The sequence below is a fragment of the Paenibacillus sp. Marseille-Q4541 genome (assembly GCF_018310695.1).
Classification (GTDB): Bacteria; Bacillota; Bacilli; order Paenibacillales; family Paenibacillaceae; genus Paenibacillus.
The window spans coordinates 1-14,298 of sequence record NZ_JAGXCY010000025.1; the positions used below are offsets into that span (position 1 = coordinate 1).

Below are 14,298 nucleotides of genomic sequence, written 5' to 3' on the forward strand. Positions count from 1 at the left end.
CAGCGCCGATGGTACTTGGACCGCAGGGTCCTGGGAGAGTAGGACGCCGCCAAGCGATACATTATATTTTTGTTTCATGCGCGTGTGGCGGAATTGGCAGACGCACTAGACTTAGGATCTAGCGTCTTTGACGTGGGGGTTCAAGTCCCTCCACGCGCATTACTTTCTGTGGGAATAATGTATCAACTTATTTTCAATTAAAAAGCTGTATTCCTTAAATAGGAATACAGCTTTTTTTCATCCGCTATAATTGAAGCAAGTATCGAAAGCAAGGTTCAAAACAGAAAGACCCTCGATTTGGCGGTCAGGGTCAATTTTGTTCGCAGTAGTCTGAGAACGGGCAGCTACCCCTTTTTTTTGTTACATGCCCAGTATATCCGAAATTGGTCTAACTGAAATGGATATGAAATTGTTTTAAATGATGAAAACGTTGCTGATTAAGCTTAGACCTTGAAGTTTCAGTTGTACGCGTATATGTAACTGAAAACTAATGTCCTTATTTAATAGTAGGGTTAAAATGGTATTGCAGTGTGACGGATATAGTTCGATTTTTCTGCAACACTTTTCTACACAACTCCGTTGTAAGATATAGAGTTATTTTTAGGAGGACGGCATGTGGGTGTTGGAAAATGGATCACAGTTGGTGTGGCGTGCATCCTGCTCGTTCTACCTGGATGCAGCGAAGAGGAGATCCCGATCATTAAAGAGGGAGTAAGCAGTATTCGGCTGGAATGTGTACAGGTCTGCTTAGAAAGTCAGAAGGCTCCTTTTATAGTGAAAATGATTGAAGATCAAGAAGAAATCGAAAGATTCGTTCATGAAGTAAATCAATCGGAGGCAATGCTTGGCATGGTGGATTATGCCGCGATATTTGAGATGACCGTAAATTATGATGAGGGGGCTGCTCATCGCTTTCATATAAATGTAAGTGATGAGATAGGAAGGACGGGACTTCTCGTGGACTTAGACGGACATTCCAATACCAATGCCTATGAAATTCCCGAGGATGCATATGATGAATTAAGTAGACTTATCTATGACAACGCAGAATAACATGATGGAAAGGAAGAGAAGTGTACATGATGAATAGGCAACTCGGTATAAAGCCGTGGAGGATATGGGTGCTTGGATTTTTATTATTAGTTGTATTGTTAGCCATACTCCGTCCAAGTGAAGAGGTCTACTATGCTTGGCTCGATAAGGAGCATGGAATCTCATGCGGAGAGTATAATTACATAGATGGCATGGGGTGCATCAAGGACGGACAGATGATCTCTCAATCTGGAAGTATTTTTAGTGGGCTGACTTTTATAAAGAAAGAAATGAAATACAAGGGGATTGAAGACGGAACGGTGTATAAGGTGAATACGGTAGGGTTCTTAAATACCTTTTTTTAAAAAGTCTGGGTGAGCATGAAGTTATCAAGCTGCTTCAGGATAAAGGATATACCATCGTTCGCAAATAAAGGACAGGCATAGAACAGCGTTTGAGCGTTTGAATTTCAACAAAGAGGATACCTCCTATAACAGCTATTGGCACCTGCTGGGTGAACCAATGAGTTATAGGGGGTATTTTTAATGACTAGATAAGGGCAGACGTTTTAAGATATAACCAGGATGGTCTTATCCTTTTCGAGCCGGGGGGATACTTTGCGGATTGCGGAATACATTCTTGGGATCATATTTAGCTTTTACTCTCCGCAATCTTGGGAAGTTAGCTCCATAGTAAACCTTCCCGGAATTTTTAATTCCTTGGTCTGGTACGTTTATATAGGACCCTACGATATAGGGTTGTAATTTTTTTCGTGTATTACGAACTAAGGCGATATTTTTAGCAGCATCGGATTGTTTGATCCATGAGCTATTCCATTCCACATAATATTGCGCCTTACGCCAGTAGAACGCAGTTGCTTTAGGTAATACCCGGCTTACAGCTCCGCCCCAGTTGAGGAAGAAGAACCCAGCGGTGGAGTTTGGCTCTGCCTTCTCTAAAAATTCGCGCATGACCTTAATAGCTTTATCGGGGAAAGGACACCGACCGAAACCAGAAGAAAATTGATTACTGAACTTTTGAGTCAGAACCGGATCAGGAACTAATAAGAAGTTCACTACTTCGGGATAAGGTAATGACTGAATGATACTCTGCGTTGGTGTTCCGACGCTTGTGACAGGTTTTAATAAGCGGATGGCCTCTGATTTTGATCCGAGAAACAGGCCTTCCATTGTGACATTTCCACCTTTTTTCGGGCCAATGTTTAATTCACTGCCCAGCCTGGTATCAACGGAAGGTGCCCATCGTTGCCATGCTTTTAATACCTTTTCGAATTGATTCCATGGCCAAGTAATCTTATATACAGTTGCAGTTGATGGAGATCGGCGCACTTTAAATTTATATCTGGTGTAAATCCCAAAGTTCCCGCCGCCGCCGCCGCGGGATGCCCATAGTAGATCAGAATTTTGGTGTTTATTAGCAATAATTACTTTTCCATTCGCATCGACCATTTCAAGCTCGATCAGGTTATCGCTGATAAGACCGATTGTTCGCTGAAGAGGACCGATTCCCCCACCGAGTGTGATGCCACCAATACCAACCGAAGGGCTATCACCAAAGGGGGCTATAAATCCTTGCTTAGCAAGGGTCCTCGCGATTCTACCGACTCTGTTGCCAGTCTCAACAATGACGGTTCCCTTCTTTTTATTTAGCGTGATTTTCTTCATCTCACTTACATCAACTACAATTCCCCCGTTAACCTGTGAAAGGTTGTTTTCCAGCGCATGTCTTCCACTTCTGGCACGAATGGGGACATGATTCTCGCGAGCCCATTTTATAGCGTTTGAGACATCTTGCGTTGTTTGAGCAAAAACAAACACTTTGGGAAATCTGTCAGTATGGGGATCCCAATTTTTACGAGCCAATTCGTAACCCGGATCTCCTCGGAATATAACCTTTCCAGTCAGCTTTGTTTTAGAATTTACCAATAACAGCAGCTCCTCATCTGATATTTATTACACCGATATTCTGTATATCATATGGAGTACATCCGTCTAAGGTGTAGGTGATTTATAATACCTTATAGGGATGTAGCGACGTCCCTGTAACTTGGTTGTGGAATTTTTTTGTGCGAAATGAACTTTTATCATCACTGAGATCTCTTATCTAGGAAAGGGGGGAGAACATGAAAATAAGCCGTCTAGTCAAACAAGCCAAAAATGGAAACAAAGAAGCTTTATTAGAACTAATCGTAGCCGATCAGGACGCTTATTATCGTCTTGCCTATACATACATGGGAAACGAACATGATGCGATGGATGCAATGGAAGATATGATTGTTACTCTTTACGAAAAGATTGATCAATTGCAAAAAGGCGAAGCCTTCTACAGCTGGAGCAAAACCATTCTCGTTAATCGGTGCAAATCATTACTCCGCAAAAAGGAGCGATATCTTCCACTGGAAGACGAACGAGAATCATCACGTACTGTATTAACTGACGATAATCCATATCGTAATACGGAGTCAGAGATGAATATGGAGGAGATGCTATCTCATCTGAATCCACGGCAGCGCGAAGCAATCGAACTTCGGTACATACATGATCTTCCGTATCAGACAATTGCAGAGATGACCAGTACACCTGTTGGTACGATCAAATCAAGAATTTCGCAAGGCATACAAAAACTGAAATCCATAATCGGAGGTGAGCGTTATGAGAACGATCGAGGAGAGATTGCAGGAGCACAAACAAAGCTTGAATATGGTACAGGCCCCGTCAGATCTTGAGGACAGACTTCGAAATGCACTTGAACATGTTCCTGCTAAGAAAAAGAATAGGAATAGAGCTACCACGTGGTTTGCGTCATCCGCCGCAGCGCTCCTTCTGATTTTTGGAACGTATCATTATCCTGCCTTCGCTTATTACGGAGGGAAGTTGCTTAATAAAATAGAGCTGAGCTCTCTTAGCTTTAGTGAAGTGGCGGAGCAAGGATATGGACAAGCGGTTAACAAAAGCACAACACTCGATGATGGCACAGTCATTACCATTAATGGGGTTATTGCAGACGAAAACGCATTGTTAATGTATTACACCATTGATCGAACTGATGGTTCCATATTTACTGACAACGGTACATCACGTTACGACGTGGGCAGAATAAAAGGGTTTTTAACGGATTCAGGTTGGACAACTGGAGGAGGTACCAAGATCAGCAAAGATGAGACACATTACGAAGGAGTATATAAATTTGAGCCGGTCAGTCCCTTCTCTAGAACATTAACCGTTTCATTCAGTGAGTGGTTAGATAATGGAGAACGGGCATCATATCCGATCTCTTTCAAGTTTGAAGCGAATAAAGCGATGAAGAGTATCATTAAAGAGGATATTTCAAAATCTGTTTCTGTCGATCAGGGGGCTGTCCACTATGACTCCATCACGGCTTCGCCTTCTTCAACCATGGTGAAAGGCCACTATGAATTGGAGGAAGAGGGATATCCGAGATTTCCAGGTAAAACAAAGCTTTATGTTAATGGCACAGAGGTGAAAGAATGGGGAATGCGTTCGAAGGGTTTCCCTGAAACGGACATCCCGGGTTTTGAACTTGAATTTGATGTGCTTCCAACAGACAAGATTGAAACGATTGAACTTGTGCTCGCAAGTTTTGAAGCATATCAGAAAGTAGAAAAACCCATATCTCTTGCTTCGCCATCAGATCAATCGATCCGATTGGGAAGCGAAAAGCTATGGATTCGAAGTGTAACAAGAACCGATACAGGCTATGATATCGTGATCGCTAGAAAAGAATTTACTTTTATAGAAAAGAACAATTTATCCGTACAGGCTGGTGGAAAGGTAGTACCCGTATCATCCATTTCCTTATCACGCCCTTGGGATTTGAAAAACGGTAACATCCTGTGGGAACAGACCTATTCTTTTAATACAAAGGATAAACCTGAACTACTGCTGCTGGACGGATTCCAATATATTAAAACCTACAATGAGACTATCACGGTTCCTATTGCTAACAATAAATAAAATATATTAACCCGGAAGATAGGCACTTTTGAAAAAGGGGCTGTGTTCTCCGGGTTTTTTAAATGTAATCATATAATAATTAATTATTGACTTTAAATGGTTACTGACGTAGAATAAGGAAAATTACATATCGATGTAAATGCTTTGATGGAGAAAAGTAATTCAATACCTTCTTACAGGGAGGAAACGCCGGAGATTGAGAGCGTTTCTAGGAAAAGGTGTGAATGAAGTTCGCTCCGGAGCTGTCCCTTGAAACCATTTTTGGTAAGTAGAGGTGTACCGGTTTAACCGTTATGAATTAAAGTGAGAGTTCTTTCTGCATTTCACAGGAAGGCTCTAATATAGGGTGGTACCGCGGTCTCCTCGTCCCTTTGGACGAGGGGTTTTTTTGTTTTTTATTAAGAAGGAAGCCACCATACATCTAAATATAAGGCTTGGTAGCTCAGTTGGTAGAGCATAGGACTGAAAATCCTAGTGTCAGCGGTTCGATTCCGTTCCAAACCATATGAAGACACTAGTTTTAGGAGGAGATATTATGTTTCTTCATGAAGCAACATTAGTGGACAGAAATAAGGTCTCGTTAACAGATTGTCTAACGAATTTGTATGAACGTTACACTACTGTCGAACCATATGTAAAAGCTTTTATTCATGAAGATGATTTAAATACTCGTTTGAAAAGTGATTATAATATTTTATTAGAAAAGTTCCCCGATGAAAAACCTGCATTTTTTGGTATCCCCTTCGCCATTAAAGATTTAATACATGTTGATGGATTCCCAACTCGAGCAGGTTCTATGCTTCCAGTTAACGCTTTGACCACGAAAGAAGGGTCCTTTATTACGAATCTTCGATCGATGGGGGCTATATTCGCAGGGAAAACCATTACCGAAGAATTTGCCTACCATAGCATAATCCCTACACGCAATCCACATAACATTGAACACACGGCTGGTGGCTCAAGCGCTGGATCAGCTGCCTCTGTTGCCTCTGGTATATGTCCAATAGCAGTCGGAACTCAGACTCTCCGTTCGGTAATTGCTCCTGCATCATTTTGTGGTGTAGTTGGATTTAAACCAAGCTATGCCCGTATTCCATCAGATGGAGTTATCTTATTATCACCCTCCTTTGATACAATTGGATTTTTCACACAGGATATCAAAAGCATGATATATGCATGTTCTCATTTAGTTCCTAACTGGCAATCTTTCCATTCAGATAAAAGACCTATTCTTGGTGTGCCAAATGGGATCTTCATGAATCTTATGTTCGATGATGTTAGACGTGCCTTCGAAAACCAGCTGAAAACACTAGAAAAGAAGGGGTACACCATTCACTTTGTCGATATGCCCTGGGATGAACAGTTAGTATCTGGTGATGCCATGATTAGAATGGTACAAGGTGAAATGGCGCAAGTTCACGAAAATTGGTTCCGTCAGTATGAACATTTGTATGGTTCTTCAGTAAAAACGGCAATTAAAAACGGTCAGGCCATACCACTAGAGGAATTAGAACAACTCCGCAATGGGCAAATAAACTTAAGAATTGATTTGGAAAAAACCAAAATAAAAAATGGTATCGATTTGTGGGTTACACCAGCGCAAGGTGGCGTAGCACCTAAAGGGTTTGAAAAAACAGGTTGGGCAGGAATGACGGCAGTCTGGTCTTACGCAGGACTTCCAACGATAAGCCTACCTTTAATCAAAATAGACGGGATGCCATTAGGGTTCCAATGTGTTGGCAGCCATGGGAACGATGAAGCACTATTATTTTGGACAAAGGAAATCGAACGTGATTTAATACCTGAATAAAGCGAGTTTTGGAGGTATATCAATGAAGAACAGCAAAGATCGCCAGAATGGATTGGAGGGATGAGATGACCAGCAAGAAAGGATGGCTATATGTTTTATTTTTACTGAGCTCATTAATTTTCGTAGGATTCAACCATCGAGGTTCCATAGTTGGAGATGATCTCTTCAGTGCAATCGGAATCCCGCCTTGGAGCGACCCTGTAACGAGCCAAGGGTTTCATTATTCTACAATTTTCGGAATAGTCATGGTCATAATCAGTGGAAATTTAACCATAAAACATTTTAGGAAGCATTACAAAAAATATGTAGGTAGAACTGTGTTGATCTCTAGTATCATTTTTATTTATGTATATCCACTTCTGACAGAGCAATTGTATTATCTTACTCATGCAAAAAAAACAGGAATTGAAGTTGTCGATTTTTTAGAGAAAGATTCGCGGTGCATGTATGATACGGTAGAAGATATCGTGTCGATTCAATGTACTTTAAGGATTGCCAACTATGGTGGGCATGATGAAAACGTAAAGATTCGTCCCATCTTCCAACAATATGGTGATTCCCAAAGTATGTGGTCGTTTATTGAAGTCAGGCACCATGATATTACCTTGACACCAAGATCTATCGGGATATATAGCATTCGTTTTGAAAGTGAACCTGATGATCGGATAGCTGAGTTGGGTGCAAGTGGCAATACCAATTCCTTGGGTTTGGAATTCGTCAAGGATGATCAAGTGAAAAAGATACCTTTATAAGGCAGCCGGACAACACGACCGGATGTCTTTTTTTACATATTTATGCAGTGATTATACGTTTTAATTAATATATGAATCGTAAGATGAAGTTAATCACACATAAATAATATGGCTTAATCATTGTTTTGTGTGTGATTAATTGGATAAACAAACATCTACCTAGGAGGGAAATTATGAAGCTTCATCTGAAAAAACTGGTTATTTCATCGATCTCCGCCGCTACACTCATCACATTGCCATCCCCTGGTCTTCCTATCGTTCAAGCCGAAGGAGTAGCACTGCAAGGAAGTCAATTGAGCAATGCTGTCACGCTTCCCAATGCAGTTCTTGACCTGAAATTTGAAAATGGGGTGGCTGATAGCTCGTCAAGCTCCTTATCGACTAGCGTTTATGGCAGTCCTGAATTTGTCCAAGGGCGAATTGGACAAGCCATTCGGTTTCAATCGAATGAACAATTTGTAGATTTGGGAAATCATGATGAGTTCCGTTTTGGGGAAAATACGGACTTTTCTATTACTTTTTGGATTAAAACAGAAGGAATTACCGGTGATCCATCCATCATTTCGAATAAAGATTGGAATTCCGGGAGCAATACCGGATGGATTTTAGGTGTAAACGGATCGGGTTCACTGATTTGGAATTATAAAACGTCACAGAGTAACAGGTTAGACTCCAGCATACCGAATGTCGCCGACAATAAATGGCATCATATTGTAGTTTCACATGACCGGACAAACGGAAAGGCCCAATTTTATAAAGATGGGGTCCTCGTCCAAACGGTTGATATTTCCCAAATGAAAGGGACGCTAGATTCTCCTTATACAACGAAAATTGGGCAGGACGGTACGGGCAAATATGGCTCTGCATTAAAAGCACAAGTGGACGATATGCAAATTTATAGAAATGTCCTTACGGATACGAATGTCCGTACTTTGTTTGACAGTGCACCTCCGCTAAAACCTACTCCAGTTCAATCCGTCTCACTGGATCGGACAGAGCTTACTTTGAATTCTGGAGCTCCTATGCCGTTGAATGTGACGCTCTCTCCGATTGATGCGACGGTCCAAGATGTGAAATGGAGCTCTAGTAATGAAAAGATCGCAAAGGTACAGATCGTAGATAATCGTCCGACAATCATAGCAGGGGAACCAGGAGAGGCAACGGTCACGATTCGAACGATCGATGGGAGAAAAACGGCTTCCGTTCGTGTGCGTGTAACAAATTCTATGGATCTAACAGGAGATGGTTTACTCACGAATGAGGACTTGCAGGCAGTTTTGAAAAGGCAAAATAGCAAGGCAGGGGATAAGCGCTGGGAAAAATCAAAAATAGCCGATCTTAATAACGACAAAAAAGTGGACCGCGCTGATGTTAAAATAATGGAAGATAAGCTGAAACCTTATAAAAAAGATTTTTTGTATAAACGGGTAGTATTCATTGGGATTGACGGAGCAGGCAATGGAGTAAAGAATCCACAAGCAGGTGCAACGAATATTAACAAACTAATAAAAGAAGGGGCCGTAACCTATGAGGCAAAAGCAATGCTGCCAACGATCAGTGCACAAAACTGGGGCTCCATGTTTCATGGTGTAGATCCTTCAAGACATGGTTTGACGAATGATATCGTAGGTACTACTTATTATCCAGAGGTGAACGATTATCCATCGTTTATGAAGTTGTTGAAACAGGAACGTCCCATGATTAAGCAGGCTTCATTCGCAACTTGGTCACCGATTAACAAAGGAATTATCGAGGATTCTTCCGGAGCTTATAAAGTGAATGGGGGAAATGATGAAACGACAACTCAAAAAGCAGTGGATTACATCAAATCTGAGGGCTTAAATACACGAAGTATCTTTGTTCATTTGGATGAAGTAGATGGAGCTGGCCACACTTATGGATATTACACTGATAAATTTTATGAGCAATTACAAAAGGCAGATCAGCGTGTGGGTCAAATTGTTTCAGCTTTAGAGCAAACGGGACTCATGAAGGATACGCTAATTATTGTGACTACAGATCATGGTGGTAGTGGGACTGGTCATGGCGGCAGTACACCTGAGGAACAAACGGTATTCTGGACTGCGAAAGGAAGTTCTATAAAACCGGGTACCGTGCTGGGTGAAGTGAGAAACATCGATACTGCTGCGGTGATAGCACATGCACTGCGTCTAACGATTCCAGAAAATTGGGATGCTAAAATTCCGACAGGATTATTTAAAAACAAAAAGTAATTACTCGCTTAAGAAGTCGTCATATTGGCGGCTTTTTTGATTTATTCGGAACGAGCCAGTTCAGGAGGACCTTTCCCTTTACTTATTAAGGTGCGGTTCTTATCATTTCTAGAACAGAATAAAAGGTTGATCTTTAAAAAGAAAGATCAACCTTTTATTACACAATACTATTTATAAACTAATCGACAAATTCGAGGTTGATGTCACCATTATTCGTGCTGACATCCAGAGTCTTAGTACCCCCACCTTTACTTTCGGGTAGATTACTTTTCCCTTTGGAGGCGTTGCTTGAAATACTAAAATCATCATATGAACCCTGAACAGTTCCAGTAATGTCGCCATTTTTTGATTTTAATTTTAAAGTGTCGTCAACAGCGACATTTTCCACCTGTATATTCCCATTTGATATGGATGCATCAACGGAACCTTTCGTATTCACTTCAGACAAAATCATGTCATCATTTTTGGTTTCCAATTTTAGAATCTTATCAACCGCTACGTTAGTCATTTCAATTTTACCATCTGAAGTTGCTACATCGATGGAACCTGCTATATCCACTTCAGAAATGACAATGTCACCTTTGGATGTTTTCATTGTAATCCCGCTAGCAATCCCACTTGGAACTGCGATCTTAACATTACGATGCTCTTTCTCTGTGTCTAGCCCAATATAATCTTTCCAATTTTTATTATTTACAGCTTCCATTGTAAGTTCCTTATTATCTGAAATATTAATATCGTAGGATTCCTTATCATTTTCAAAATAATTGATATGAATCTGATGATCAGTTGATTCTACCAATTCAATCGTGCGCCCCCTGGTAGTCAAAGACAAGTTGGAGACCTTCTCCGCATCTACAGTATAACTTTTCTCTTCGTAAGGAGTTGAGGTGTTTTGGGAATCAGAATCTGTTGTACATGCTGAAATGAAAATTGCTAAACCGAGTGCAACAATAACACCCGAAGTTCGTTTAAATGTCTTCTTCATAATGATAATACCTCTTTCTGAATATAGATTTAATTTTTCTCATTACCCTGATTGTCAAACCTATTATCTTTTTGGAGATCAATTTAATAGGTGAGAATGTAAAAATACCAATACCTACGCAAATCAAACCTCCAAAAAACATAAGTAAACTGAATGGAATATTGTCACCAAAATTGATAATTGAAGCAACAACGCCTGTAATACCAGTCAATAAGAAGGCGAGTTCTATTAAAAATAGTGTGATAATCAATAGCCAGACAATGGCATAAAAAGTAAAGATCAGTGCAAACATAATAATGAATAAAGGTGATGCGAAGACTAATAACGCAATGTCTGATTTTGAAAGCGAGGAATTTGGAACTATAAGTTTTAATAGAGACGTACTATCTAGCATTACCTCTCGAGCAATATCCTCAACATTTCCAAGGCCATTCACCGCTTCTTCCTCGCTCATTCCTTCTTCCATGCGATCGTCAATTATCTCAGAATAAAAATCGATCGACTTACTTATTTCACTTTGAGGCAGATTTTTTAATTTCTCAGCAAGCTCAGATAAAAACTTTGATTTAGTCACAGTCTGCTCCTTCCTTAACAAAATTATGTAGTTTTACAACAGAGTCCCAATCGTTTAGAAAATCATTAATTTTTTCTTTACCCTGCTGTGTTATCTTGTAATATTTTCGCAATCGGCTGTTGTGTTCTACCGAGTAAACAGTGACACAATTCTGGGTCTCCAAACGTTTTAGTATTGGATACAGCGTGGATTCTGAGATCTCAATATGCCCCGATAGATCCTTCACTATTTTATATCCATAAGAATCTTCTTTCGTGAGTACCGTTAACACACATACTTCTAGTAAGCCACGTTTTAACTGCACATCCATAGCATCCCCCCCTCAATATACAAAGACCAATAATAAAAGCGTCGAAACAGTCGTACTTTCATCGAATAATGATAAAAGCTATGTGTAGAATTATACTATGCAATACATAGTATTGCAACTGATGCACAATTGGTGGTTTTAGCTAATGAACGATAAAGTTTGCACGCTGATGGATGAGGCCACTTGTTTCTCTCTTCAACCAGCGGGAAGCGTTCATCATAAAATGAACACTAGTGATTATGCTTAGTTCCTCATCGGATTCAGTAATCGGTTGACGTTTGGAACAACTGTTGATGTTATAATAAGTTTTTTCGTAGGTTTTTTCTTTACCTTTACTCCCTTGGTGGTTGTCCAGATGTATTCACTTTGGGATCGGTATTAGTTTGTTTGTAGTGGATATCCAAGTTGTCCTGATAATGTGAGCAGGTATTTTGTCTAACTTGCCGAATACTTTCAATATTTTTATATAGGGAGAGCTGAAGATGAAAAAGAGTGCCTTGTTGGTCATTGATGTTCAAAATGGAATGTTTGAAGAATCAAATCCGATATACGAAGGAAAGCAACTCCTTAGCCAGCTTCAGGACTTAATCAACAAGGCACGTACTGCTAACGTCCCGGTATTTTATGTCCAACATTATGATGAAGAATTCATAAGGGGGACTTTCCCGTGGGCAATTCATCCTTCTATTGCTCCACAGGAGGGGGAAACGGTCATCCATAAAAGTACACCGGATTCTTTTCATGAAACTGAGCTGGATGAAAATCTTAGAGCAGAGCAAATTGAAAATCTCGTGATTGCTGGAAACCAAACCGAGTATTGTGTGGATACGACAGTACGCCGTGCATTCAGTCTTGGTTATCATGTTACGCTTGTCAAAGACGCTCACCGGACATGGGATTCCAATAATCTAACTGCAAAGCAAATTATTAATCATCACAATATAGTATTGGGAAATGCTTTTGCCACACTTAAAGAAACAGAAGAGATTCAGTTTCCAAATACTTCGTTAGCAGATATAAGGCAAACTCAAGATGGATATGTTGCTCGTTTTGAGCGTCATCTGAAGCACTCTGTTGACATCGTGTGGTCTTCTCTTACGGAAAATGACAAGTTAAGTCAGTGGTTTTCCGAGTTACAAGTTGATGACCTCCGAGAAGGAGGGGGAATTAAGTTTGATATGCAAGATGGAACATTCAAGGAACTTGAAATTACCGAACTCAAACTGCATTCAGTCTTGGAGTATACTTGGGGAGAAGACCAAGTACGGTTTGAATTGTATCCTGAATATGAAGGATGTCAGTTAGTCTTGATCGAGAAAATTCATAAGATGACGAGTCACACCCCCAAAGATCTTGCAGGCTGGCATGTATGTTTGGATGTAATCCAAGCCATGCTGGAGGATACGACAATAGAATCACGTAAAAGTGTTTGGTATACATGGTATAAAGAATATGTTCAGCTAGTTAGAAGTTTTACATAGACGGTAGAAGTCAGTTAAGATAAATACTAGAGAATAATAGTGAGGAAAAGCGAATCACTCGAACTTTCCGAATGCAAAAGGAGCAATACAGGCATGGTCACGATTACAGATATAGCCCGATTGTCGGGAGTCGCCAAAAGTACAGTATCACGGTTTCTTAACGGTGGATCAGTAGGAGCGGCAACCGCAGCAAAAATTGAGCGAATCATTCAAGAAACGGGGTATGCCCCGAACTCTTTTGCTCAAAGTCTTAAGGCCAAAAAAACGAATATCATTGGTACGATTGTACCTCGTCTTGATTCGTTTACTGCTTCGCAGACCATGATCGGCATTGATGAAAAGTTAAAAGAAATGGACTGTGAAATGCTCATAGCGAATTCGAATCAAGATGTGCACCGGGAAATTGAGAATATATTCAGTTTTGCTAGACAAAAGGTGGGCGGGATTATTCTTCTCGCTACCCAAATGAGCGAAGCGCATGCTGAAGCCCTTAACTCCTTGAACATCCCGATTATTTTGGTAGGTCAACAGAAGTCCGGTATACCGAGTATCATTCATGATGACGAGCATTCGGCATATGATATGGGGAATCTAGTATTGTCGAAGAAACACCGGAAAATAGCTTACTTAGGTGTAACGGAGACAGACAGAGCTGTAGGGGTCCTAAGGAAGCAAGGTTTTGCCCGTGCGATGCGTAAAGCACAAGATGCCGATGTTACTTATTATGAAACTAGTTTTGATATGGAAGATGCTGAGCAAATGGCTGAAAAAATTATACGGATGCATAAACCTACCGCATTTGTATGTGCAACCGATAATATTGCTTTGGGAGTACTGAAGGCTGCTACACGGCTCGGTATTAACGTACCGGGAGAACTGTCGATTACCGGATTCGGCGGCTATGAAGTGGGAAGCATTGTGCACCCAGGTCTGACCACAGTTCGCTTTTTCTATAAAGAAGCCGGGAAATTGGCTGCGGCCCATATTCTCAAGCTGGTAAATGGAGAAGAGATTGATGCCGTAACGCTTTCGAAGTACGAAATTATTGAGCGGGGCAGCCTTGACACCATTTCAAAGACAGACTTATAATACATGCTAAGGAACCGGTTCCAGTTCAACCGG

Annotated in this window: 13 protein-coding genes, 2 tRNA genes, 1 pseudogene and 1 other annotated feature; of the genes and pseudogenes, 12 read left to right on the forward strand and 4 right to left on the reverse strand. The window is 40.6% G+C overall.

Features of this window, described 5'->3' with window-relative positions:
- Positions 1–78 precede the first annotated feature (78 nt).
- The 3 genes from KFT32_RS19910 (at position 79) to KFT32_RS19920 (ending at position 1,397) form a co-directional block, all read left to right on the forward strand.
- Positions 79–159 (forward strand) — tRNA-Leu (locus KFT32_RS19910).
- Positions 160–615: 456 nt separating this feature from the next.
- On the forward strand, positions 616–1,053 hold the full coding sequence (locus tag KFT32_RS19915; RefSeq protein ID WP_211749212.1) for a hypothetical protein: 438 nt from the start codon (positions 616–618) through the stop codon (positions 1,051–1,053).
- Positions 1,054–1,079: 26 nt separating this feature from the next.
- On the forward strand, positions 1,080–1,397 hold the full coding sequence (locus KFT32_RS19920) for a hypothetical protein (RefSeq protein ID WP_211749214.1): 318 nt from the start codon (positions 1,080–1,082) through the stop codon (positions 1,395–1,397).
- A gap of 225 nt (positions 1,398–1,622) precedes the next feature.
- Here KFT32_RS19920 and KFT32_RS19925 read toward each other — a convergent pair whose 3' ends face one another.
- On the reverse strand, positions 1,623–2,978 hold the full coding sequence (locus KFT32_RS19925; protein ID WP_211749216.1) for an FAD-binding oxidoreductase: 1,356 nt from the start codon (positions 2,976–2,978) through the stop codon (positions 1,623–1,625).
- Positions 2,979–3,175: 197 nt separating this feature from the next.
- Between KFT32_RS19925 and KFT32_RS19930 the strand changes: the two genes are divergently transcribed.
- From KFT32_RS19930 to KFT32_RS19955, 6 genes are all read left to right on the forward strand, one after another.
- Positions 3,176–3,778, forward strand: a complete 603-nt coding sequence (locus KFT32_RS19930; protein ID WP_211749217.1) for an RNA polymerase sigma factor — start codon at positions 3,176–3,178, stop codon at positions 3,776–3,778.
- Positions 3,705–5,027 (forward strand): DUF4179 domain-containing protein, encoded by a 1,323-nt coding sequence (locus KFT32_RS19935; protein WP_211749219.1) that lies wholly within the window; start codon positions 3,705–3,707, stop codon positions 5,025–5,027. Before KFT32_RS19930 ends, KFT32_RS19935 begins: the two co-directional genes overlap by 74 nt.
- A gap of 135 nt (positions 5,028–5,162) precedes the next feature.
- Positions 5,163–5,401: a binding site (T-box leader), on the forward strand.
- 57 nt (positions 5,402–5,458) lie between these two features.
- A tRNA-Phe gene (locus tag KFT32_RS19940) sits at positions 5,459–5,531 on the forward strand.
- Between the two features lie 31 nt (positions 5,532–5,562).
- Complete coding sequence (locus KFT32_RS19945; protein WP_211749221.1) at positions 5,563–6,837, forward strand: amidase; 1,275 nt, start codon at positions 5,563–5,565, stop codon at positions 6,835–6,837.
- A gap of 65 nt (positions 6,838–6,902) precedes the next feature.
- The gene (locus KFT32_RS19950) at positions 6,903–7,589 is read left to right on the forward strand and encodes a hypothetical protein (RefSeq protein ID WP_211749223.1); all 687 of its coding nucleotides are present in this window, start codon (positions 6,903–6,905) and stop codon (positions 7,587–7,589) included.
- 173 nt (positions 7,590–7,762) lie between these two features.
- Entirely contained in the window at positions 7,763–9,823 is a 2,061-nt protein-coding gene (locus KFT32_RS19955; RefSeq protein WP_211749231.1) for an alkaline phosphatase family protein, read from the forward strand.
- A gap of 178 nt (positions 9,824–10,001) precedes the next feature.
- Here KFT32_RS19955 and KFT32_RS19960 read toward each other — a convergent pair whose 3' ends face one another.
- Genes KFT32_RS19960 through KFT32_RS19970 form a run of 3 tightly spaced genes read right to left on the reverse strand, consistent with a single transcriptional unit; the run spans position 10,002 to position 11,695 of the window.
- On the reverse strand, positions 10,002–10,811 hold the full coding sequence (locus KFT32_RS19960) for a DUF4097 family beta strand repeat-containing protein (RefSeq protein ID WP_211749233.1): 810 nt from the start codon (positions 10,809–10,811) through the stop codon (positions 10,002–10,004).
- Positions 10,795–11,385: a DUF1700 domain-containing protein gene (locus KFT32_RS19965; RefSeq protein WP_211749234.1), complete on the reverse strand. Its 591-nt coding sequence runs from the start codon at positions 11,383–11,385 to the stop codon at positions 10,795–10,797. Before KFT32_RS19965 ends, KFT32_RS19960 begins: the two co-directional genes overlap by 17 nt.
- Positions 11,378–11,695, reverse strand: coding sequence for a PadR family transcriptional regulator (locus KFT32_RS19970; RefSeq protein ID WP_211749235.1), 318 nt, complete (start codon positions 11,693–11,695; stop codon positions 11,378–11,380). Before KFT32_RS19970 ends, KFT32_RS19965 begins: the two co-directional genes overlap by 8 nt.
- A gap of 482 nt (positions 11,696–12,177) precedes the next feature.
- Between KFT32_RS19970 and KFT32_RS19975 the strand changes: the two are divergent.
- From KFT32_RS19975 to KFT32_RS19985, 3 genes and pseudogenes are all read left to right on the forward strand, one after another.
- Positions 12,178–12,651 (forward strand): annotated as a pseudogene (locus KFT32_RS19975) (cysteine hydrolase family protein); the annotation flags it as partial.
- A 30-nt stretch (positions 12,652–12,681) separates the two neighbouring features.
- On the forward strand, positions 12,682–13,176 hold the full coding sequence (locus KFT32_RS19980; protein WP_211749293.1) for an SRPBCC family protein: 495 nt from the start codon (positions 12,682–12,684) through the stop codon (positions 13,174–13,176).
- A gap of 93 nt (positions 13,177–13,269) precedes the next feature.
- Positions 13,270–14,265, forward strand: coding sequence for a LacI family DNA-binding transcriptional regulator (locus KFT32_RS19985; protein ID WP_211749236.1), 996 nt, complete (start codon positions 13,270–13,272; stop codon positions 14,263–14,265).
- Positions 14,266–14,298: the final 33 nt, after the last annotated feature.

Bases quoted from the DNA above. Each gene is read 5' to 3' on its own strand.
- KFT32_RS19950 (WP_211749223.1), top strand. From the start codon at position 6,903: ATGACCAGCAAGAAAGGATGGCTATATGTTTTATTTTTACTGAGCTCA.
- KFT32_RS19920 (WP_211749214.1), top strand. From the start codon at position 1,080: ATGATGAATAGGCAACTCGGTATAAAGCCGTGGAGGATATGGGTGCTT.
- KFT32_RS19970 (WP_211749235.1), bottom strand. From the start codon at position 11,695: ATGGATGTGCAGTTAAAACGTGGCTTACTAGAAGTATGTGTGTTAACG.
- KFT32_RS19960 (WP_211749233.1), bottom strand. From the start codon at position 10,811: ATGAAGAAGACATTTAAACGAACTTCGGGTGTTATTGTTGCACTCGGT.
- KFT32_RS19955 (WP_211749231.1), top strand. From the start codon at position 7,763: ATGAAGCTTCATCTGAAAAAACTGGTTATTTCATCGATCTCCGCCGCT.
- KFT32_RS19930 (WP_211749217.1), top strand. From the start codon at position 3,176: ATGAAAATAAGCCGTCTAGTCAAACAAGCCAAAAATGGAAACAAAGAA.
- KFT32_RS19935 (WP_211749219.1), top strand. From the start codon at position 3,705: ATGAGAACGATCGAGGAGAGATTGCAGGAGCACAAACAAAGCTTGAAT.
- KFT32_RS19945 (WP_211749221.1), top strand. From the start codon at position 5,563: ATGTTTCTTCATGAAGCAACATTAGTGGACAGAAATAAGGTCTCGTTA.
- KFT32_RS19985 (WP_211749236.1), top strand. From the start codon at position 13,270: ATGGTCACGATTACAGATATAGCCCGATTGTCGGGAGTCGCCAAAAGT.